The following is a 247-nucleotide window of genomic DNA, read 5'->3' as shown; positions in this document are numbered from 1 at the left end:
CGGTCTTAAGCATCGTATGCATTATAACCGCCAGTTTGCGCGCCACAGCCACGGCAGCTCTTTTGAAGCCGATCCTCTCCCGGAGCTGCAGACCCCACGTGCGCAGAGTGCTGTCGGTTGAGCTGCGACGGTCATCCTGATCCGCAGCTGCGCCGACAGCAGCCTGCGAACATGGGGTCTAAAACTCCGGGAGAGGATCGGCTTCAAACGAGCCGCCGTTGCCGTAGCCCGCAAACTGGCGGTGACA

2 pseudogenes are annotated in these 247 nt (G+C 61.1%); one reads left to right on the top strand and one right to left on the bottom strand.

The features are described 5' to 3' along the window. Positions 1 to 112 (bottom strand): annotated as a pseudogene (locus tag EOA78_RS37670) (IS110 family transposase); the annotation flags it as partial. A 9-nt stretch (positions 113 to 121) separates the two neighbouring features. Between EOA78_RS37670 and EOA78_RS35705 the strand changes: the two are divergent. Further along, a pseudogene (locus EOA78_RS35705) lies at positions 122 to 247 on the top strand (IS110 family transposase); the annotation flags it as partial.

Source organism: Mesorhizobium sp. M5C.F.Cr.IN.023.01.1.1 (assembly GCF_003997585.1).
GTDB classification, from domain to species: domain Bacteria; phylum Pseudomonadota; class Alphaproteobacteria; order Rhizobiales; family Rhizobiaceae; genus Mesorhizobium; species Mesorhizobium wenxiniae.
Note: the sequence above shows the minus strand (reverse complement) of the source record. Positions and strands in the feature narration are given on the sequence as shown.